The organism is Dietzia sp. DQ11-44 (genome assembly GCF_014145205.1).
Classification (GTDB): domain Bacteria; phylum Actinomycetota; class Actinomycetes; order Mycobacteriales; family Mycobacteriaceae; genus Dietzia; species Dietzia natronolimnaea.
On sequence record NZ_JAALEC010000025.1, the window covers coordinates 1 to 20,724 of the forward strand.

At 67.5% G+C, this 20,724-nt stretch carries 19 protein-coding genes and 1 pseudogene; 2 read left to right on the forward strand and 18 right to left on the reverse strand.

The genetic code is table 11. The features are described 5' to 3' along the window. The 14 genes from G6018_RS00645 to G6018_RS00715 form a co-directional block, all read right to left on the reverse strand. Positions 1–1,288 (reverse strand): DHA2 family efflux MFS transporter permease subunit (locus G6018_RS00645; RefSeq protein WP_182638467.1); only part of this gene is annotated, 1,288 nt, incomplete at its 3' end. A 540-nt stretch (positions 1,289–1,828) separates the two neighbouring features. Further along, positions 1,829–2,155, reverse strand: coding sequence for a hypothetical protein (locus G6018_RS00655; protein ID WP_182610914.1), 327 nt, complete (start codon positions 2,153–2,155; stop codon positions 1,829–1,831). 249 nt (positions 2,156–2,404) lie between these two features. Further along, on the reverse strand, positions 2,405–4,393 hold the full coding sequence (locus G6018_RS00660) for a hypothetical protein (RefSeq protein ID WP_182638468.1): 1,989 nt from the start codon (positions 4,391–4,393) through the stop codon (positions 2,405–2,407). A gap of 78 nt (positions 4,394–4,471) precedes the next feature. Next, a complete protein-coding gene (locus tag G6018_RS00665) occupies positions 4,472–5,746 on the reverse strand; it encodes an ATP-grasp domain-containing protein (protein WP_182610919.1) in 1,275 nt (424 codons plus the stop codon). Between the two features lie 660 nt (positions 5,747–6,406). Further along, entirely contained in the window at positions 6,407–6,748 is a 342-nt protein-coding gene (locus G6018_RS00670; protein WP_182610912.1) for a DUF86 domain-containing protein, read from the reverse strand. Next, positions 6,745–7,047 (reverse strand): nucleotidyltransferase domain-containing protein, encoded by a 303-nt coding sequence (locus G6018_RS00675; RefSeq protein ID WP_182610911.1) that lies wholly within the window; start codon positions 7,045–7,047, stop codon positions 6,745–6,747. The genes G6018_RS00670 and G6018_RS00675 overlap by 4 nt, the downstream gene beginning before the upstream one ends. A 158-nt stretch (positions 7,048–7,205) precedes the next feature. After that, positions 7,206–8,369 carry a Wadjet anti-phage system protein JetD domain-containing protein gene (locus tag G6018_RS00680; protein WP_182610910.1) on the reverse strand — a complete coding sequence of 388 codons (1,164 nt, stop codon included), beginning with the start codon at positions 8,367–8,369 and terminating at the stop codon, positions 7,206–7,208. Beyond that, a complete protein-coding gene (locus G6018_RS00685) occupies positions 8,369–11,755 on the reverse strand; it encodes an SbcC/MukB-like Walker B domain-containing protein (protein WP_182638469.1) in 3,387 nt (1,128 codons plus the stop codon). The genes G6018_RS00680 and G6018_RS00685 overlap by 1 nt, the downstream gene beginning before the upstream one ends. Then, a complete protein-coding gene (locus tag G6018_RS00690) occupies positions 11,748–12,323 on the reverse strand; it encodes a DUF4194 domain-containing protein (RefSeq protein ID WP_259845141.1) in 576 nt (191 codons plus the stop codon). The genes G6018_RS00685 and G6018_RS00690 overlap by 8 nt, the downstream gene beginning before the upstream one ends. After that, positions 12,320–13,753, reverse strand: a complete 1,434-nt coding sequence (locus tag G6018_RS00695) for a DUF3375 domain-containing protein (protein ID WP_179525745.1) — start codon at positions 13,751–13,753, stop codon at positions 12,320–12,322. Before G6018_RS00695 ends, G6018_RS00690 begins: the two co-directional genes overlap by 4 nt. 112 nt (positions 13,754–13,865) lie before the next feature. Continuing rightward, positions 13,866–14,222, reverse strand: coding sequence for a HepT-like ribonuclease domain-containing protein (locus tag G6018_RS00700; RefSeq protein WP_179525746.1), 357 nt, complete (start codon positions 14,220–14,222; stop codon positions 13,866–13,868). Then, positions 14,219–14,548 (reverse strand): nucleotidyltransferase domain-containing protein, encoded by a 330-nt coding sequence (locus G6018_RS00705; protein ID WP_179525747.1) that lies wholly within the window; start codon positions 14,546–14,548, stop codon positions 14,219–14,221. The genes G6018_RS00700 and G6018_RS00705 overlap by 4 nt, the downstream gene beginning before the upstream one ends. Positions 14,549–14,787: 239 nt before the next feature. Continuing rightward, positions 14,788–16,056: an alpha/beta fold hydrolase gene (locus G6018_RS00710; RefSeq protein WP_182609771.1), complete on the reverse strand. Its 1,269-nt coding sequence runs from the start codon at positions 16,054–16,056 to the stop codon at positions 14,788–14,790. A gap of 119 nt (positions 16,057–16,175) precedes the next feature. Next, positions 16,176–17,543 carry a cytochrome P450 gene (locus G6018_RS00715; RefSeq protein WP_241731039.1) on the reverse strand — a complete coding sequence of 456 codons (1,368 nt, stop codon included), beginning with the start codon at positions 17,541–17,543 and terminating at the stop codon, positions 16,176–16,178. Between the two features lie 158 nt (positions 17,544–17,701). Here G6018_RS00715 and G6018_RS00720 point away from each other — a divergent pair, with 158 nt between their 5' ends. Further along, positions 17,702–17,983 (forward strand): hypothetical protein, encoded by a 282-nt coding sequence (locus G6018_RS00720; RefSeq protein ID WP_182638470.1) that lies wholly within the window; start codon positions 17,702–17,704, stop codon positions 17,981–17,983. A 51-nt stretch (positions 17,984–18,034) separates the two neighbouring features. On the opposite strand, the gene G6018_RS00725 is transcribed toward G6018_RS00720, so the two are convergent. From G6018_RS00725 to G6018_RS00740, 4 genes are all read right to left on the reverse strand, one after another. Next, positions 18,035–19,231 (reverse strand): class I SAM-dependent methyltransferase, encoded by a 1,197-nt coding sequence (locus G6018_RS00725; protein WP_182638471.1) that lies wholly within the window; start codon positions 19,229–19,231, stop codon positions 18,035–18,037. 161 nt (positions 19,232–19,392) lie between these two features. Next, on the reverse strand, positions 19,393–19,665 hold the full coding sequence (locus G6018_RS00730) for a type II toxin-antitoxin system RelE/ParE family toxin (RefSeq protein ID WP_182609775.1): 273 nt from the start codon (positions 19,663–19,665) through the stop codon (positions 19,393–19,395). Between the two features lies 1 nt (position 19,666). Then, complete coding sequence (locus G6018_RS17230; protein WP_182609776.1) at positions 19,667–19,888, reverse strand: ribbon-helix-helix protein, CopG family; 222 nt, start codon at positions 19,886–19,888, stop codon at positions 19,667–19,669. A gap of 54 nt (positions 19,889–19,942) precedes the next feature. After that, positions 19,943–20,380, reverse strand: coding sequence for a DUF2220 domain-containing protein (locus G6018_RS00740; protein ID WP_182609777.1), 438 nt, complete (start codon positions 20,378–20,380; stop codon positions 19,943–19,945). On the opposite strand from G6018_RS00740, the pseudogene G6018_RS17235 reads away from it, so the two are divergent. Continuing rightward, positions 20,360–20,532 (forward strand): annotated as a pseudogene (locus G6018_RS17235) (IS3 family transposase); the annotation flags it as partial. The gene G6018_RS00740 and the pseudogene G6018_RS17235 sit on opposite strands and share 21 nt — an antisense overlap. Positions 20,533–20,724 lie beyond the last annotated feature (192 nt).

Here is a 20,724-nt window from a genome sequence, read left to right on the forward strand (position 1 = left end):
CGGCGGCCGCGGCGACCTGCTGCAGCGTGTTGAGCAGCGCGGAGCCGTGCGAGTACAGGTGCGGCGGGAGCGAGCCGAGCGCCGAGGTGAGCAGCGGCGAGAACAGCAGCGCCAGGCCCACGCTGAGGATCATGTGCCACACCACCACGATCGCCAGCGACGACTCGGCGGAGAATGAGACGTACATGCCCCACAGGCCGGCGGCGGCCAGGATCGAGCCCGGGATGATCAGCGGGCGCGGGCCGATGCGGTCGAAGAGCCGACCCACGAACCACCCGAGCACACCCATGAGCAGACCGCCGGGCAGCAACGCCAGGCCGGACTCGAGGGTGGTGGTGCCCAGGACCTGCTGCATGTACAGCGGCAGCAGGATCAGGGTGCCGAACAGCGCCATCATGGACAGCAGCATCAGCGAGAGGCTGACGGTGAAGGTGCGGAAGGTGAAGGCCCGCACGTCGAGAAGCGCGTAGTCCTTCAGCGCGAGCTGACGCCACACGAACACCGACAGCGCGGCCACGCCCACGAGCACGGGCACCCACGGGGACACCAGCGCGTTGTCGTTGGCGGCCTCACCGAAGGAGCTCAGGCCGAAGATCAGGCCCGCGAAGCCGACGGCCGAGAGCACGCCGGAGAGGATGTCGAGCGGGATCGCGCGGGTGGCGGTGACGTTGCGGATCAGCGTGGCGCCGGCCACCAGCGCGAGCACGCCGATGGGCAGGACGAACCAGAACATCCAGCGCCAGCTCAGCACGTCGAGCACCAGGCCGCCGACGGTGGGGCCGATGGCCGGGGCCACGGCGATCACGATGGAGATCACACCCATGGTGCGGCCGCGACGGTCCGCGGGCACCACGTTGAGCACGGTGGTCATGAGCAGCGGGATCATGATCGCGGTGCCCACGGCCTGCACCACCCGGCCGGCGACCAGGATTACGAACACCGGCGCGAGCGAGGCCAGCAGGGTGCCGAGGGTGAAGGTGGTCATGGCGATGATGAACACCGTCCGCAGCGGCAATCGCATGAGCATCCACCCGGTGAACGGGATGACCACGGCCATGGTGAGCATGAACGCCGTGGTGAGCCACTGCGCGGTGGCGGCGGTGACGGCGAACTCCCCCATCAGCTCGGGGATCGCGACCGACATGATGGTCTCGTTGAGGATCACCACGAACGCCGCGGCCACGAGCAGCGCGATTAGCCGCTTGGTGGCGGCGGGCAGTGGCGCGGAGCCGAGGGCGGGGTCGGGCTGGGCTGGAGAGAAGGCAGCGGCGGATGACTCAGTCGTCACGGGAATCCTTAGGCATTACGGGGCGAAACAAAGTGGGAAGCCCGGCGAGGCCTGACGGCGCGCACGGGAACCATCGCACTGTACTGCAGGATCTTCGACAGGCTTGCTGATGTGACCACCATTACTGGAGCGGGCGGGCCGGTGGGGCACAATCGACGCATGACCGGGATCGGCACCGCCCGACGTGGCGAAGTGGAGACGCGCACCCTGCCGGAGTACGCCGCGGGCGGCGCGTCGGGTTTAGATCTCCGGCAGCACGCTAGGCGGCCGGGTGCTTACCGAGGTACTCATCGATGGCCGCTCGGATGACGGCGCTCATCGGCTGCCCTGTCCGGTCGGCATAGTCGGCCAGACGGCGCCGATCGGACTCAGTGAGTCGAACAGCGAGCGGACGGGTCTCCTCGACCGCATCCCCTCGCCGGGGCCGACCGTGACGGTAGTCCGGGCGGACTTCCGCCGGGGAATCGATCACGTCGTACTCGCCAGCCTCTACGGCGTCCGCGAGACGCGCATAATGCGCTTCACGATCACCTGTCTCGCTCATCGTTTCTCCCGCTGCGTCCTCTGACTACGGCTGACGCCGTCGGACAAGTCAAGGTTCCCTCCGGTGGCCTCGAGCACTTCGCGCGCCACTGCCGCGGTCAGAAGCATCGCGTGAAACACGTGTAGCTCCTCTCCGCCCACCCGGTCGACCACGACCTCAATCAGAGCTCCGCCGTCCGGGTCTCCGACCATACGAAGCAACTTCGCCTGAGGCCCCGTGCGTGGAGCTAGTCGATATCGAACGATCGGATGCTCGAGGACGGCCCTGATCTCCGCGTCTGTGATGCCGTGTCGGCGCGCGGAGGCGTAGATCACGACCTTCACTCCGAAAACGTATCACAAATTAGGACGCAGGAACATGCTCTCTTACCTTCGGCTTGACTCTAATCATTACCGATGGGCCACAGCCGCCCTCAGCCGCGCAGATCCTCTGCCTCTCTTAAGTACGCATTCCGAGTGCACGCCCTCCCGCGACTCGCGCGCCCGGAATGGACTGAAGACGCCGCACACGTCGCGGGGGGCTCGCGAAGAGAGGGCCGACGCCAGGGGGCTCGCGTCAGAGCCGAGCCAGGCTCAGATCTCCGGCAGCCGATCCGCGCCCCAGCTGTGGTGGATTAGGTCCGTCACCCTGGCGATCTCCTCCGCCGTCACCGACCCGGTCTCGCCGGGCTCGAGGGTGTCGAAGTGGAAGATGTAGAGCCGCGAGGCAAACTCCTCGAACGGCAGCGACGACTCGCCGAACCGCTCGCCGTTGCCGGCGGTGCTCACCACCACGCCGTTGCCCCAGTCCTGGCCGCTGTCGTTGTTGGGGTTGAAGAAGTAGACGCGCATGGTCTCGTCCGGATCCAGCGCAACCCGCAGGATCGTGATGGCGTGCCAGCCCACGAACCGCGCGGAGCTGTCGGTCACGGCCACGCCGGCGGGCTGAGGGTGGATCAGCGGCTGGTTGCCGTTGTGGAACGGGTGGTAGCTGCCGTAGAAGTGCCGCAGGAAGTCCTCGAGCCCGGTCAGCCGGCCGGACTCCACGTCCACGTTGATGCGGAATCCCCGCGCGGCCCACCAGCCGTGGAACTCGGGGTTGACCCAGCGGTGGGGGTCGCCTTCGCGGTCGGCGCAGAGCCGGCCCATCTCGGCGTAGATCCGGTCCAGGTGCGGCACGACGAGCAGGGAGACCGGGTCCAGGTCGAGGGGGAGCGTCTCCGCAAGGCCCGCATCGAGGCCGCGGGAGGACAGTGGGCGGCCCTCGAAGTGCATGACCACCTCGTTGTCCCGCGCCGCCCAGGCGATGGTCTGCAGCAGGTAGTCGGGGTCGTTGTACGCCCACATGGACAGCGCGCGGGCGGACTGGCAGGTGGGGTTGTCGCCCTGCCCCACGCCCAGCGGCTGGCCCAGCATGGACAGCGTCCCGGACAGCAGCCAGATCCTCCCCGGGTGGGCCGGGCCGTAGGCCAGCGCGAGGCGCTCGTTCGCGTAGTCCGACAGGGGCAGGGCCAACAGCCGCCACAGTGCGGGCGCGACGGCCGGCTGGAACAGGATCCCCCGCTCGAGCAGCAACGCCAGTCCGTAGACCGACTGCGCGGTCTCGGGGTGAACAGCCGCGTCGATCAGCGCATCGACGAGTCCGTGGAAGCACAGCAGGCTCTCCCGGCCGGTGCTCGACAGCCCGAGCGCCTCGCTGAGCAGGAAGCTGCCCTTCTCGCGCAGGAACCGCAGCAGGACGGGGTGGTACGCCGAGACCAGTCCCGTGTCGTGCATCGACCGCGCGAAGCCGGCGGCCTCGTACTGCAGGGCCCCCTCGTCCATCGACTCCAGGCGGGAGCGGTAGATGTCCACCCCGGGGTCTTCCCGGCTCGCCTCGGTGGTGCCGTAGATGCAGCTGATCAGCCGGTCGACGCCGAACCCGCCGGTGCTGGTGTCCACCTCGGGGTCGTGGCGCGCGACGGCGATCTGGGTGATGGTCTCCTTGATGTGGTCGACCTGGATCGGGCGTTGCCGCAGGATCCGCCAGATCTCCTCGACCAGCTGGTCGAGGACGGTGTCGTAGCCGATCGACTCGGCGATGTGCGTCAGCGACGTGCGGGTCACCTTGGCCATCCGGCCCTGCTGCACCCGCTCCGCCTCGGTGGCCGCGGTGAACAGCAGCGAGGCGTTGGCGGCCAGGACCTCCTTGAGGTGCTGCAGAGCCTCCTCCGCCGACACGTCGGGGTGCGCGTACTCCCCCTTGGCCACCGCCACCAGGCGGAGGTCGCTGACGATCTCCATCACCGCCGTGTCGGCGTTGGGGCTGCGGAGCGACCCGGTGCTCAGCGCCGGGACCAGTGAGCTCGGTGACGCCCAGTCCGTCCCCTCGTACAGTCCGGCGGACTCGAGCTCCTGTGCCATCGACTGCACGGCCCGCGCGCCACCGTCCTGGAGCAGGACCAGGCGCAGGCCGTCGAGCACGCGCCGCTTCGGCGTGGACTTGCCCACATCCCCGGCGTCGGCGAGGGCCCTTGTCGCGTCGACGAGAGAGGCCACCCGCTTGTCGAGTACTCGCGTCGCGTCGGGCTCATCGTTAGCCACTTGGGTTCACTCTCCAGATCTCCGGGCGAGGGTGCCCGCCCCCGGTACCGTACCTACGTCGTCGGAGCGGATGGCCCGTCACACGTAGAAGTCGAGCTCCTCCTGGCGTGCCAGGAGGGTCCGCATCTCGTAGGCGTCGTCGCCGAAGAAATAGACCAGCCCCCAGTGGGTGCCGAAGGCGGTCCGCTTGGTGACGGTCTCCTCTACGGGTGCGGTGAGCTCGTGGGACTCGAAGTACTCGTGGTCCTCGGTCTCCTCCGGGATCTCGAGCGTGGAGACCACACGTCGCCGCGGGTAGACACCGAAGCAGCCCGCGTGCCCGGTGGCGTCGACCACCTCGCGCGGGAAGAACGCGGTGATCTCCTCCTCTGTGGTCTTGGGGTCGAACGCGAGCACCAGGCCCTGGTAGGCGTTGAACCCGTAGGCGCGCTCGAGCAGCTCGAAGACCTTGAACCCCGGCGGACGGTAGGCCACCTCACCGAAGTACATCTCGCCGTCGCTGGTGACGAAGTACTCCGGGTGAACGAACCCGAACTTGATGTCGAAGGTCTTGATGAGCTTCTCGATCTGCCGCGTGATCTCCGGCCGGTACTTCTCGAGTTCCGGCGAGGCCGGCACGAACACCGAGTACCCGAGTGTCACGTACTCGGAGATGTTGAGGAACACGATCTTGCCGTTGTGCACCCACGCCTCAACCGCGAATTCCCAGCCGTCGAGGTGGGACTCCATGAGGACCGGGAACTCCTCGTCGGGGATCGTGTCGACCTCGTCCGGGGTGCGGATGACGCGGTGCCCCAGGCAGCCGGCCTTGTCGAAGGCCTTGAGGTGGATCGGGTCGTTGGGGTCGCCGTCGAGCTTGAGTAGCGTCTGGTTGACGCGCTTGAGAAAGCGGATCACGTCGTCGCGCTCGTGGGCCTCCTCGAAGATCCCCACGCGGATCCCGCCGAGCTGAGCGCGGCGCTTCATCAGCGCCTTGTCCCGCAGCAGCAGCGACTGGCCGTACAGCGTCGGGTTGTCCATGAGCATGGAGTTGATGGCGCCCGCCCACTCGACGGTCTCCTCGAACAGCGGGATCGCCACGTCGACGCCCATGTCCTTGAGCGTCTCGGCGATCTCCATGGACCGGTCGTTGAGTCGCTCGAAGTCCCACGGGACAAACGGGATGTTGTGCTGCCTGCAGTAGTCCGCCGCCCACTCCGGGGCCACCACGACGTAGCGGCGATCGAATCTATCCACCGCGTCGACCGCGTTCGGCGCCCAGCCGAGTAGCGCCACGTAGCCCTTGGAAGGGTCGCGTCGTGTCTCGTTGGGGTCGTGAGTCGTCTGCGGACTCGTATCCGCGTCGCCGGTCATCGATTCTGCGGTGGGAATCTGCACGCTGAGGTTGCCTCCTGGGTTGGGGCGCGGGCTGGTGGATCACCAACCTACCCAAGAGTGAGTGGGCTGCGCTGGGATAGCCCGACCGCACCGTCCCCATTCGGAGTACCCGCAGCAGGCGAATACCGGACATGTTCTTGTCACAGCGCTGGCACAGACCGAACTACCTTCGCGACACCGGCTTGTGGTGGGACAACTGGGTCCCGTGGCGACAACGGGCTGGGGCGCACTGTTCGTCATCGCGCCGCTGATCGTGGCGCATTTCCTGCTCTGTGCCGAGCCCGGCGCCGAAGACTCGATCTGAACAACGGCCCTGTCGGCGGTCGCGCTGACGAGACCGGCCAATCCATTCCACATCGGTCGTCTTGGCATGACCAATGAGACCGATTCTCCCCCATCAGCAGACTGTTGCACCCCAGCCGCCGAGCCACCCCCGCCGTCCGGAGGGGCGTGTTGTACTGGCCGTTCATATGGGTGGTCAAACGGGCGAGTTGTAAACTCCCACTTCCGAATCGAAGTCCTAGATGACGACGACGAGGTGGCCACTCTCGTAAGCCTGGCGGATCACTCTGCTTTCGTATCAAGCCTGGCCGGGCCGCATACCGACCGCCTGTGGGGCATGACGGCGACCCGGGGTCACGACGTGGCCAACAGAGCCTTCAACTCCTCGGCTAGGGGACCCAGATGCACATCGATGATCGTCCACACAACGCGCAGGTCAACTTCGGCGTAGCCGTGTGAGATCACGTTGCGCAGGCCGATCAGGCGATGCCAACCCTCGGACTGGTGAGCTGAGTAAAAGTCCGGACAGTGCCGACGGATCTTGGAGAGGTTCTCCCCCACCTCTTGCAGCCGCATGCAGATCGCGTCCTGAGCCATCGGCGAGGCGAGAAACTCGACCTCAGACGCAGGGGCGTAACTGGCAGCCCTCTGAGCAGCGGCGACCGCCATGTCGGGGTACGGGATCGGGGATTTCATAACGCGAGCTCGACCAGTTCAGGCTCCACGAACGGCCGGAACTGTGCCTTGATCGACGTGAGGACGTCGAATGGTCGGCCCGCAACCCTCTCCAGAGCCTCGGACAGCCGGAATATCGCCCCGTAGTCGACCGGACCGTCCATCTCGACGAGCAGGTCGATGTCGCTCGTGGGCGTCAACTCGCGGCGGGCCGCACTTCCGAACAGCCGAGCCCGCCGTACGCCGAAAGAACGCAGCACGTCGAGCACGGCCTGCTCTTCCGGCAGGTCGTATGTGGCGTTCGTGGCAGCGACACCCATAGCTTTTAGGCTACCGGCACCTCGCACACCGGGACGGTTCCGACCGACCGGCAGCGGGAACGACCGGCGCCGCGCGTATGTGCCGGTCAGGAAGGCGAGTGTCTAGTGACGACGAGGTGTTGGGTTTTCGACCAGTGGTGCACACGATCGAGTGGCGTTCATGTGCCACCTGTCCGGTAGGGCAACCGGTCCAGAACCCAGGCCCAGTCGATCCGCTCCTGCTCCAGCCTCACTCGTTCGGCGAAGCGGTCGGAGACCAGGTCGTCGTAGACCGCCGCCTCCGCCGCCGTCAGTCGATCGAGTCTCGCGCTGGTGGGTGAGGCCTCCTGTCCCCAACGTTGAGGGTGCGCGTGGAGGGTCTCGAGGTCCATGAGGAAGGACCGCACCCGCGGCAGGTGCGTGCGCAGGCGATGGAGGATGGCGAAGCCGTGTGTGTCGAGGTCGCCCCAGTAGTGCACGTCGGCCTCCCGCAGGGCGTCCCAGCGGCCGAGGCGGGCCACGTCGAACCCCTTCCCCCAGATCAACACGCCGTCGTCCGGGAGGGGCAGCGTGAGGTAGGTGATCTCGTTCTCCACGATCACGGCCGTGGTGAAGGACATGCCGAGACCGTCGAGTTCCTCCGGCCGAAGAGACAGTTCGGTGACCGACACCGGTGCGACGGTGCCGGCCATGCGGAACCGGACGTACTCGGGCTTGGTGCGCAGGCCCAGGTCGTGGAGGAACGAGGTGGCGTTGCGTGAGACTCCGAGGAGTCCTGCGAGCACCGTCCGGTGACTCTCGACGACCTTGGTGTCCACTCCCGGGGCATCGATCTGCCGCAGGTACCTGCCCGACCCGCGGGAGTCATCGAGCCAGCGGTACGCCGCGAGGATCTGCGGCCACACCTGCGCATGGTCGAGCGCCGCGACGGGTCTGGCGAGCACCCAGTCCCGCACCGGAGCATCCGGGGCCGCTGCCAGCATCTGTTCGAAGATGGTGACCTGTGCCCGGACTCCGAGCAGTGCCCATGCCTGGTCGAACCGGGTCACCAGAGCGTGCGTGGGAATCTGATTGCGTCCGAATTTCCGGCCGCCTACCGCCGTGTACCGCAGCGTGTATCGGCTGCCGTCGCGACTGCCGGCCTCGAGGGCGGCCATCCACTCCTGCACCTCGCCGAAGCGCTCACCGAGCTCAGACGTTCTCGGACCTCCCAGTGGGACCTCGAGTGGAATGAGCGCCTCCCCGCGGGCGAAAGCACGGAGAAGGGTGCCGTCGACCCACCGCCTGTGCACTTTCTCGCGGACCGTCTCCGGTGTGGCCCATTTCCGCGCGCCGGCGACCATCACGCTCCGCCACGCTGGCGGTGGTACTCCTCTGTGGACATCATGACGAGCCTCGAGTACCTGCCCTCGACATTGTCCACATACCCGATGGAGCGCACATATGGTGCGATCACGTGCACCTTCTGCAGGGGTGTGACGATCAGCAGCTGGATGCCGAGCTTGGCGAACAGTTCGAGGGCGTACCGGGTGGAGGCGTCGGAGCCGCGGCCGAACGCCTCGTCGATCACGGCGAAGCGGAAGTCACGGGCCTTCTCCGCGCCCCACTCCAGGCCGAACTGGTACGCCAGCGACGCCGCGAGGATGGTGTAGGCGAGCTTCTCTTTCTGGCCGCCCGATTTGCCGTCCGAATCGCGGTAGTGCTCCCACTCCTCGTCGGTCTCGCGGTCGCGCTCCGAGGCGGAGAAGGTGTACCAGTTGCGCACGTCCGTGACTCGCGCCCGCCACGTCTTGTCGGTCTCGCTGTGGCCCTCCCGGCCGCGGAGTCGCTCGAGGATCGCCCGCACCTCCTGGTACCGCTGCTCGGAGTAGCGGTCGTCGCCGCCGAGGGTGTCGTCGGTGACCGCTCGCAGGTCGGATCGGAACTCCCGCACATCCTGGTTGACCGTGTTCTCCCGATCCAGGCGCACGTAGCGTCCGGGATTGAAGTCGATCGCGCCGAGAGCCTCGTTGATCTTCTCGATCTTCTGTTGGATATCGTCGGCCTGGCGCTGCAGCCAGTTGTGGAAGCCGGCGAGTTCGCGGATGGCGTTCTTCTTGAGCTGCTCCTCGAACTCCGCGATGAAGCGCGGCAGATCGTCCTGGGCCACCTGCGCGTGGAAGCGGATGTACTCCCCGCGCGCGTCGACAGAGGCGTCCATCTCGGTGGTCTGCTCCGGCCAGCGTCGCCGGATCTCCGCCATACCCTGCTGCAGACTGGTGGTGTAGCCGTTGAGTTCGCGCTGGGTCTGGCCGGTCTCCTTGTCGATCTCGTCGGACAGTCGTCGTTCGTGAAGTTCGGCCTGATCCGCGGTCGTCGACCCCGCGCGGCCCTGTCGTGACCGGAGTCTGGGGTAGATGCCCGCCGCCGCCGTACGGATATCCGCCGTCAGCTCGTCGAGGCTGCGCCGGTCGCGGTCGATCTGACTGCTCTCCTGGACGATGCGGCTTTCTCCACTGCCCTTCGCCTCGCCGAGAGTGTCCTTGGTCTGGCTGAGTTCGCCGACTCGTGTGTCGACCTCGGCCACGCGTCGGTCGATCTCGGCCAGTTCACTACTGCCCTCGAGCAGGCGACGACGCTCGGCATCGGCGGCATCCGCCCGCGACCGGGCGTCCTCCCAGTCGAGATCCCGCCACGAGGGATAGTCCGCCACCCGCGAGAGCGCGGTGCGCCGCTCCCCCACCTCGTTCTGCTCCCGCGACACCGACTCGAGTTGGGCGGCGAGCCGCTCCACTGAACGGGTGAGGTCGCCGCGCCGCTCCTCCAGTGCGGCGATCTTCTGATCGTTGCGCCAGCCCAGCACCCAGCCGCGGGGATCGGCCGCGGACCGCCGGTCGTCCTTGACGTGATGATTTCTGGACCGCACCTGGCCCTCGCGAGTCACCGCCCGCTCGGCGTGCCGGAACTCCTCCACCGTGGTGGCGCAGAGATGGTCCGCCCGGGCGAACAACTCCTTGCTCAGATACCCGCGCAGCGGTGTGTCGGCGATCTCCACCGTGTCGGCGAGCAGCAGTCCGTCGGAATGGGGGCGCTGCAAGGGCAGGTGCCGCTCCGGGACCCGCTCGTAGGTCAGGCGGACCCCCATCTCGCGACCGTCGGAGCGCCGGGCGGTCAGCCGGCGGGCGTTGACCCATTCGGCGACGTCCGCGTAGTACCGCTGCGGCACCAACAATGACACCGCGAATCCGCGCAGCACGCGCTCGGCGGCTCCCCGCCACTGCGCGTGTTCTTCGGACACGTCCAAAAGCTCGCCGGCGAACGGGAGCTCCTCTTCCGACACTCCGAGTTCCGCGCAGAGGGCGGACCGCACCTGGAGTTGTTCGGTCGGCAGGTTGCTGCGGCGGGTCGCGAGGCTGTCCAGCTCTTCCTGCACCTCGCGGAGCTGCGCTTTCTCCTCACCGTGCCCGAGGACCAGCGCGTCGTACCGCTCCTTGAGCTCGGCGATCTGCGTCTCGATCTCTGCCTGCGCCCGACCGACCTGGACGGCGAGGTCCGCGAATCCGGCGGCGTCGCCGACCGGGTCGAGGCCGGCCCTCGCGACGGCGTCCTCGAACCGCTCTCGCCTTGTTCTCCGCTCCTCGGCCTGCGCGCCCGCGTCGCGGGCTGCGCGTTCCAGCTCGCCGATGCGGCTACCGCCCGCCTCGGCCCGGGCCGCGAGGAGCTGGTCCCGCTCCGCCCCGAGGGCCTGCGACTCGGAGCGCACCTGCTCCAACTGGGCGGCGATGGTGGTGACCTCGGCGCGGACCCGCTCGATCTCCGCCTGGCGCAGCTCGATCCGCAGTTCGGCGAAGTAGGGGCGGATCGCCACACGTTCCTCGTGGAGACGGTCCAGGCGCTCGACCGCGCTCTCGTACCGGCTGATCGAGGCGACCAGTGGTTCCAGTGCCTCGAGTTGGGCTCGGGCCCGTTGGACGGCATCGTAGGACCGGGTGAGGTCCTCGAAGTGCCGGATGATCCCCTCGATCCGCTCGGAGGCGTCCGCGGGTTCGAGCATGTGCGTGCGGACGAACTCGTTGAGATCGCCCACGGCCTTCATCGAGACGGTCTGGTGGAACAGTTCCATGGCCTGTTCGGACCGGATGCCCAGCAGGCGCCGCATGGCACGACCGTAGGGCGGGAAGTCCTTCTCCACCGTGGCACCGTCTCGGCGGAGCCGCTTGAGCAGGTCGCCCAGGTCGGATCCGAAGTCGGTGAAGTCGGACTCGATCGACATCGCCCGGTCCGCGGTCACGAAGCGTCGCCAGGGTTGTCCTGTGGCGTCCTGTTGCTGGAAGACCTGGGCGAGGGTCACCTCGTCGTCGTATCCCTGGTTGGCAAAGACGCCGAGGATCACCGAATACGACCGTCGGTCCCGCAGCCCCACCGGTCGGACACTGCCGGTGGACTCGTTGCGCTCGGTCCTGTGGTGGCCTTCCACGTAGGAGCGCAGAGTGCGTTCCTTGCGTGCGGCGCCGGCCGCCTTGTTGTAGTCGATCCGGTGCGAGGGGAGCATGAGGGTGCTCACCGCGTCGACCAGAGTGGATTTGCCGCTGCCGATGTCGCCGGTGAGCAGCAGGGTCTCCCCATCCGATTCCAGTTGCCAGACGCGCTTGTCGAAGGTCCCCCAGTTGAGCACTTCGAGCCGGACCAGCCGGAAACCGGGACGCCCCTGCGGCGCGAGGTCGACGGAGGAGAACAGGCCCTCACTCATCGTCGGCACCCCCGTCGGCGTACTCGGCAAGCTTGGCGGAGAAGTCGGACAGGGTCTGACCGTCCACGTAGGCCTTGAGGATCCGGCGCACCTCCCAGGTGTCCCGCCGGCCCTTGAGCTGGCGCAGGAATCCCATGGACACCAGGCGGTTGATGGACGTGTCGACCTGCTTGAGCACTCGGGCCTCGTCGGTGCTGCGGGCGAGGAAGAGCTGAATCATCTCGATGATCTCGTCCTGGGTGAGCACCAGCTGGCCCTGGTCGCCGGCGGACTCGAACTCCACCATCCGCTTGCGCAGCAGCACCAACAGGAGACTGTCGGCGTAGGTGAGCGCGCGGCGTCTGATCACCCGCGGGAGCGGTTCGTCACCGTCCTCCGGCTCGCTGGTGCGCAGGTAGGCGTAGCCCTCGTCGTCGTCGATCACCACGTCGAGCCCGATCACGGCGAAGTGGTCGCGGACGGCGCCACGGTGGCGGAGGAGGTCCTCCCACGCGTCCGACTCCTGATAGACGACGCCCTGCATGAGGCGGATGGCGCTGGTCGCGACCGCCCTCTCCTCCGGGCTCACCGGCGCCTCACCACGACGCGCGGCATCCGGGCCCGCATCGACCGGCCGGCCTCCTCGTACTCGATCACCGTCTCCTCCTGCTGGTCGGTGGTCACCTCGATGTCGTCGGTGTCCAGGGCGAGGTAGCCCACGAGTTCCGCGGCGCCGTGCTCGACGGGGTACATGGTGACGACGTCCTCGAGCAATGCCGTACCGCGTTCGGGGACGAGGTTGCGCAACCTGGCGGCGAGGCGGGCGGGGTCCACGATCACCTGCTCGGCCAACACGGAGGTGTCGACATGCTCCTGCTCGGACGGTGGCAGGAGACTGTCCACCTCGGACGCGGGCCGCACACTGTGCAGCGGTCGTTCGGTGGGCAGCGACACCTCCACGCCGGCCTGCTCCAACTCGAGACCGAAGTCCGGGGGTGTGCCTTGTCGCAGCGCCAACGCGGTCCCCTCGATCTCGCGGACCAGGTCGAGGACGCGGCGGTTCTCCAGCCAGATCTGGTCGTCGGTGAACCGGCGGAGCTGCTCGGAGATCTGACGGACGGTCAGCTGGGTGCGCTCGGCGGCCTCGGCCCACCCGTGGTGGACGGTGCGGATGCTGCGGTCCGCCTTCAGTTCGTCGATCGCGGTGAGCCGCTCGAGCAGGGCGGAGAGTTCCTCCTGGCCGGATGAGGACAGGAGCATGTCGTAGAACGCCTGAAAACTGCGCCCCTGATCGGAGGAGTCGATGCGACTGCGCCCGCTGACCAGCTCCTCCAGCAGGTCCCCCTTGCTGCCCTCCCATGTGGCTATGCGTTCGCGAGCCGAGCGGTCCAGTGCGCGGAAGTTCTCCTCGACCTCGCGGAAGTCGGCGAGGAGCTCGCGAGCGGTGGAGGAGAACTGCTGGTAGCGGTCGCGCACGGCGGTCATGTCGAGCAGTCCGGCTTCCGGGTCGGCCTCGATCTGCTCGATCTCCCGCTGGATCTCCTGCTTGCGCCGCTGCAACTCGGCGAGCCGTATCGCGGGGTCGACCTCGGTGCCCTGGGCGATCTGGCGGAGTAGTTCGATCGCGGTCTGCAGTCGCGACTCGGTGCCGACGAAGGGCCGCGCGTGCAGGCTCTGGACCCACGAGTAGGCCTTTTCCAACGCGGGTGTCGCGTCGTAGTGGATCTCATCGGTACCGAGCGGATAGAAGCGACGGAGAAATCCTGAGTCGGTGGACGCCCATTCGGCCAGATAGTCGGCTGCGTCCCGCTTGAACCGCGGGTTCTCGGGATTCTCCGCATTGAGCTTGTAGAGCTCGTCGTCGAGGGCGTCGATGATCTCCCCCTCCGGGCTGGCACCGTGTCCCTCCTCCACGAAGAACCGGCCGAGAAACGACAGCAGCAGCGGCGCGTGGGTGGCGCGGAGCATCCGCCACGCGGGATGTCGTTCGCGCAGCGCGTCGATCGCCGCGTAGTCCACACGGTCTCCTCGGGTCAGCGGTCGGCAGGGGTCGTGCAGCCAGTCTAGGAGGGCGGCCGGACACAACTGTCTGGGCGGTCGGTGCGGGCAGCACCCCGCGAGAGGCGTTCCGTCACACCGTGGAGTTCGATTCAGGACCACGCTGGTGTTGACTCAGCGCTTCGGCAAGAGGCGGTAGGTGTGTCTTCACGACGTCTCGCACAATGTCAGCCTCAACACCGAAATACTGGTGAACGAGGATGTTGCGGAACCCTCGGATCTGCGGCCAGGCGATCTCTGGGTGTGCATCTGTGATCCCGGCCGAGAGATGGTTCGCAGCCTCACCGATGATCTGCAAGTTCCGTTCGATTGCATCCTCGGCCATGAGGACGAGGTCGATGTCATGGTTGTCCAGTCTGCGTACGTACCGCTGGCATCGATTGATGGCCCGCAGGATGTCGTCGATCCGCTGATCGGACTCGCGACTCATAACGCGACGCTGTCCCGGAGCGCCGACTCTGAGATCGCTCGCTTAAGTAGTTGCGACGGGAAGACGTCGATATCGTCGCGGCCGAATAGCGCACGGACTTCCTCTAACAGACCGGAGGCGCGCATCAAGAGATTGCCGTCAGACGGGTCCATTTCCACCAGGATGTCGATGTCGCTTCCCGCCTGCGCGGTGCCACGCGCGACCGAACCGAACAGCCTTGGTCTAGTAGCCGCGTACTTCGCCAGGAGCGCACGGAACTCGTCATCACGCGCCTCGATCAGCTCGCGCATTGCGAGCGATTCGGGAGTCGGGGCGGTGCTCGTCATAGCTACAGGTTACCGGCCGCCCGTGGGAACTGAAGGCCCCAGAACGAAGGATGCAAGTGAGCCGTGTGAGATCACGTTGAGACCGATCAGGCGTTGCCAACTCTCGGACTACAGACCGCGCCCTGCACCAGAGGCGAGGCGAGGAACCCCGTCTCAGACGCAGGGGCGTAGCCGGCAACCCTGTTTGCTGTGGCGATCGCCACTTCGAGGTACGGGATCGGTGATTTCGACCGGCGGCCCTACCGGCCGAGCACCGTGTCGAGCCAGTCGAACGCGCGCTGGCTGAACAGCGCTGCCGCCCCCGCTTCGTCGTGTTCACCGGCACCTTCGGCGTTGGTGAACTCGATCATCGTCTTGGGCGCTGTGAGGGCGTCGAAGAGACTCTGCGCGTCGACGATGCGCGGGTCGTTCTGGCCGATGGTCAGCAGCACGGGACAGTCGATGCGGTCCGCGAGGCCGTTTAGTGTGAACGACCTCAGTTCGCGCATGTAGTCGACCGGGGTCGCGCATCCGTGCGTGAGCATCCCTCTCCCCACGGAGAAGTTCAGCCCCGGTGACTGCGCCATCCCGGCGCGGACCACCTCGTTGAGCTGCTCGTCGACGTCCCCGGTGTCCAGGTCGCCGCGGTATTCCGCCGGGAGGAGCAGAGAGGCGTTGGCTCCCGGGGCGTACTGCGGGGCGTCGGCGATCACGGCGGCGAGGCGGTGCTCTGCTGTGGCGGCGCGGGGCGCGAGGTGGCCGCCCCAGCTGCGGCCCAGTGCGGCTATCCGGGAGGCGTCGACCTCGGGGCGGGCGACCAGCCAGTCGACCTGAGCGGTGACGACCACCTCCCAGTCGTGTCGGAAGTGCAGGTCGCGTTCGACCAGTGCCGCGCCCTGGCCCGGGCCGTCCATCATGAGGACGGCGTAGCCGCGCCGCAACGCCGCGACACCGCCGGCGACGTACGTCTCCTCCATCGTGCCGTCGTATCCGCCGACCAGGATCACCGTGGGGAACGGTCCCGGGCCGGGCGGGGTCGCGACGTAGCCGTCGAGTTCGGTCCACTCGTACGGGATCGCGACCTGCTCGAAGGGATGATCCATCAGCTCGATCGCCCGGCGGAAGGCATCCCGTTGACGAGCGTTCGCCGCGACGAACCGTGGATCCATCGGAGGCGCGTACATGAAGACCCCGGAGATACGGAAGTACGTTGCCGCACGGAGGAACCCCTCACGCGCGCTCACCCGGTGACCGGAGGCGAGACTCTTCTCCGCTTCCCCGAGAATCCGTTCGCCGAGCGCGTTCCACTCGAGGTTCCAGGCGTCTCTGTCCCCGTCGGGGATTCTGCGAGCGGTGATGAAGGCCTCGCCGATGTCGGCTCCGCCCGACGCGATGGTGTCCAGTACGCGGAGGAACTGGCCGTCGAACCCGCTGTCCTGGAAGGCCAGCCCGGTGAGGGTGGGTTCGCCGGGGCTTTGATGTCCGTCCGCGGCGCGAATTGTCGCACCTGGTGAAGTGTTCGTGGCCATGTGTACACCTCGTCGTCACTGGTGGTCATCCGTGGTCGGATCGCCGCTCCCATCATCGCTCACCCGGCGTCCGTCACGTGCGTGAATCCGACGCGATGACCGCCAACGATGCCACCGGGTCACCGACGCCGGACGGTGACCCTCCCTCCTCGGTGAGGCGCGAACGCGACGCCGCGGGAGTGCCACTTCTCGTCCCGCTCGGTCGTCGGGACGATCTCGTACATGCTCAGCAGGGTGCGCAACACGACGTCCATCTCCATCGTCGCGAACGCCGCGCCGATACATCGCCGGGTCCCGCCGCCGAACGGCAGCCAGGCCGGCGGTGGTGTGGTGTCGAGGAAGCGGGTCGGGTCGAAGCGCTCGGGCTCGGCGAAGTGCACGCTGTCGTCGTGCAGCAGCGAGATCGCAACCATCACGTTGTACCCGCGCGGGATTCGCCACGGGCCCAGGTCGAGGTGCGGAGCCTGCACGTTGCGTCCGGCGAGGTCGATGACCGGCCGGCTGCGCTGCACCTCCAGGATTGTCGCGTGCCTGTAGTCGGTCCCCCCGGCGTCGACCTCGGAGACCAGCTCGTTCAGCACAGCGGGGTTCCGGCTGAGCCGCTCCAGCGCCCAGGCGAGCGTCGTCGCGGTGGTCTCGTGTCCCGCCACGAGCAGTGCGGTGAGCTCGTCGCGGATCTCCTCGTCCGTCATGGACGAGCCGTCGTCGTAGGTGCTCTGCAGCATCATCGCCAGGATGTCGTCGCGCTCGTCGAGTCGGTCGTCGCGGCGGCCCCGGGCGATGAGCGCGGTGATCGCGTCGTCGTACACCGTCTTGTAGCGGGCGAACCGACCGCGCGGGCCCACCGACCCCACGCCCACAGCGCCCACGCGCACCGGCAGTTCCGGGGTGATGACCACCGCCGAGCCGGCCTCCACCATGGGCGGGATGACGCGGCGCAGCGTGACGAGCTCGTCGTCCCGCGCGCCGAACACCGTCCGGATGATGATGTCCAGCGTGATGCGGGTCATCGACGGCATGGAGGCGAACGGGCGGCCCACGACCCACGAGTCGAGTTCGCGCCGGGTCTCCTCCTCCACGACCGCCTCGTAGCCCTGGATGCGCCTGCCGTGCAGAGGCGGGGTGAGCAGCTTGCGGCGCCGACGGTGGTCGGTGCCCTCGAGCGCGAACATCGACTGCTCCCCCAGGACCCTGCCCAGATTGGAGTCGACGTTGGTCAGCGACTGCTGCGGGGCGGTGAAGAGCTCCTTGGCCAACGCGGGGTCGGAGATCATCACCGCGCGCCCGTAGATGGGCAGGTGCACGGTGACGGCGTTGCCGTACCTCGCCTGCAGGCGCTGGAGCACTCTGCGCCGGGCGAGGCCGAAGCCCACGCCCTGGATCGCCCTGGGCAGCGGGGGTCCGGGCGGGAGAAGCGGTGCGCGGTCGTGGTCGGTCGGATTTCTTCCGGACGCGGAGGGAACCGACCTGTCCGTCACGCTGTCCATGGGATCGCATCCTCGGCCTCGGGTGGGGTGCGGGGCGCCGCGCAGCCTACGTGCCGGAAATGCGGTGGTGGCCGCAGTTGGTGCGACGACGACGAGGTCTTCCCCTGCCGCCAGGCACCGCACCCAATCCGCCGCGACCCCGGCGTCGAATCCCGGGCATGCACTCCGCTTCGCAGTCCCCTCGGCCCGCCGACTTCTACGTCACGGCGGACGGTGCGGACGTGGCAGGGCTCTTCGCCGACTCCCGGGACGCCGACGCCGGGCACGATGCACCAGAGTCGGCTGAGTCCGAGCGCGGGGACTTCCTCGGCGCCATGCGCGCATCGTGGGACGACTGGATGCCCGTCGCCACCACGGGCTGGGGCGCGGTGGTGCTCATCGCCCCGTTGCTCGCGGTGCACGCCCTCGTCTGGGCCTTCGGCGGGCGCCGGCCCCGGTAGGTGCTCCGCCTCGACTAGGCGCGACGGCTCCGCTTGGTGTCGCCGGCTGCTCTACGTGCTCCGCCTCGCCGCCACCCGCCACAGGATCGTGCGCTCCTTCGAGCGAGCCGCGTGCAGCGGATCAGCGCTGTCGGCGGCGCGGGAATGGCGCGGTGTGGTCTCGAGGGTCCCGACCACGGTCAGCCCGGCCGCGTCGATACGGCCGAGCAGCTCCTCGCGGGTGCGCAGTCCCAAGTGCTCGGCGAGGTCGGACAGGATCAGCCATCCTTCGCCCTGCGGCGTGAGGTGATCGGCGAGCCCGCTGAGGAAACGGTGCAACACGTCGGAGTCCGGGTCGTAGATCCCCTGCTCCAGGGCCGAGGTCGGCCGTCCGGGAATCCAGGGCGGATTGCACACCACCACGTCGGCCCGCCCGGAGTCGCCCGCCTCGTCGTCGTCATAGGGCCACAGGTCGGCTTGTATCACCGCCACGCGGTGGGCCAGCCCCAGCCGACTGATGTTGTCCTGGGCGCACTGCACGGCGCGGGGATTGATGTCGGTTGCCACCACCTCTCGGGCCCCGCGCCGGGCCAGGACGGCAGCGAGCACCCCGGTCCCGGTGCCGATGTCCCACACGACGGGGTGGTCGATGCCCTGCGGCCAGGGGGTTTCGGCGACCAGGTCGATGTACTCGTCGCGGGTGGGGGCGAAGACGCCGTGGGCGGGATGGATCCGAGCTCCCAGGGCCCCGACCTCGATGCCCTTGCGGTGCCACTCGTAGGCGCTGATCACGCCGAGGAGCTCGGGCAGCGAGACGAGAGTCTCCTCGCCGACGGAATCGCTCGACACCTCGGCGGGCTGATCGACCGGCTGCACGTAGGCGTGAGCGCAGGCCTCGCGCGCGTCGGGCGCTCGGCGCAGGCTGATCGAGTAATCGGGCTGCAGGGGGATCAGGATTTTTCCCAGAATCGCCGCACGCTCCGCGCGCGCCTTCCGGTTGGCGAGGAAGACTTCGCCGGGGTCGGTGGACTGCGGTGCCCGGGACGCCCGCTTCTCGAGGCGACGGTCGAGGGCGCGCATGAGCTGCCGGGCGTTCTGGAAATCCCCCCGCCACAGCAGGCTCGAGCCTCTCTGCGCGATTCGGAGGGCCTTGTCCGCGGAGATGTCGTCGGCGATAACGACGATTCCAGTCGGCGCAGGTGCGGCGTTCTCGGAGCGCCAGCCGACGGTGCGGTCTACACCGCTCTCACGCCAGCTGACGGTGTTCACGGGCGGTCCGAGTACGGCACAAGAGAGGACACGTGAATCCTTCAGACGGTCGCGCGCTCGACCCGAGAATGAGGAATGACCGCGCGAGAGCAAGTGACCCGTGATCCGGGCCGAGTCCAGTGTCTCAGCTCTGCCCCCGGACGGTCACGGGCAGTCGATCTTTATCGGTAGACCTCACGCCGATGCGCAACATCAACGACGAGGACTGTTACCCGTTGATCCTCGATCGAGCAAATGATCCGGTAGTCGCCCACGCGGTACCGCCAGAGGTGTTGGTCGCCACGAAGTGCCTTACCGAGGTACCTGGGGTCTTCGCACCCATGTATTCGCTCCTCGAGGAATGCCCTGATTCTCTGCTGCGCAGTCTTGTCCTGACGACCGAGCTTGGTGATGACCTTCTGGACGTGCGGCGTGACCTCGACCAGATACGCCACTTCAGGTCCAGTCCACCTGGCCCAATGGGATGGCGGAGTCGTCTGACTGCCGGAACTCCTCCAGACGGTGTTGGGCCAGGTACCAGTCCTCCATCTCGTCGAGCCCGCTGCGGATGAACTCGCTCGCATAGAACGACTTGGACCTGCCGGTGACGCGCGCCAGATGGTCCAGACGGGCGATGGTCTGGTCGTCCAGCTTCGTGTTGAGTTGTTTAGCCGTCATGACCCCTCTTCCGTCGATATACGAGTATAACCAGCATCCCAATACCAGTGTTCCTCATCCGGGCCCGTCGTAGGGCAGCTGGTCTAGCGTCCAGGCCCAGTTGATTCGCTCCTGCTCCAGTCGGACCTGGTCGCCGAAGCGATCGGAGACGAGGTCGTCATAGACGGCGGCCTCCTTCGCTGAGAGCCGGCCGAGTGCTGCGCTGGTCGGGGCGTTCTCCCGCCCCCACCGGTCGCGATGGGCGTGCAGGGTCTCCGCGTCCATCAGGAAGGACCGGGTCTGCGGAAGGTGGGCCCGGAGTCGATGCAAGATCGCGAAGCCGTGTGTATCGAGATCATCCCAGTAGTGCACTTCCGCGTCCTGTAACACTGCCCAGCGCCCGAGTCGCGCCACGTCGAATCCCTTGCCCCAGATCACTACCCCGTCGGCGGGCACGGGCAGCGTGAGGTAGGTGACCTCGTTCTCCACCACCACGGCTATAGAGAAGCGCATGGCTACTCCGCGGTCCTGCCCACCGCGGCCCATGGAAAACGGTTGAGAACGTCGAGCTCGCAACCCTCGGTTGTGTCCATTGGCACAACACCGCCCGCCTTCACGGCTACCTCGGCGACGTTCCACCCGCGGAGTTCGAGGAGACGTTCTACGATCAGATCCAGGGCGACAAGACCCTGGTGGAAATTCAACTGAACACGGTCTCCACGAAACCCAGGGCGAATCTTGCTAAGCCAAGCCCGCCGCGCTGACCACAACTGTGCCACTCGCCAACAAGGCAAGCCGTCCTTAGTTCGCCACTTTCGCCCGCGTGCTCCGCTAGCCCCGGTAGTTCACGGGGATCT